Annotated in this window: 1 protein-coding gene; it reads right to left on the minus strand. The window is 51.4% G+C overall.

Annotation, left to right across the window (positions count from 1 at the left end):
* Positions 1–255: hypothetical protein (locus DUT91_RS26065; RefSeq protein WP_160113743.1), on the minus strand; the 255-nt coding region annotated here is incomplete at both ends.

Here is a 255-nt window from a genome sequence, read left to right on the forward strand (position 1 = left end):
CAGTTACTTTACAGCCTGAGCTGCCATCAATGCCAACCTTCAACGGAATCCCAGACAGGTAGGCCATTAGCAACAGCTGATTGATGTTGTCATCGGTGGTGTTGATGCTCCAGCCGTCAGTCCTCTGGCAAGAGCTGCTTACCCCGCCATAATCACCAGCAAAGTGATAATGAAAAAAATTGCCGTCATTTGTCTGCGCCTTGATGGCGTTGACGGTCATTGCGCCCGAGTTGGTATCTGCGGAGAATGCGGGAG

The sequence above is a fragment of the Paramesorhizobium salinisoli genome (assembly GCF_003335045.1).
Classification (GTDB): Bacteria; Pseudomonadota; Alphaproteobacteria; order Rhizobiales; family Rhizobiaceae; genus Paramesorhizobium; species Paramesorhizobium salinisoli.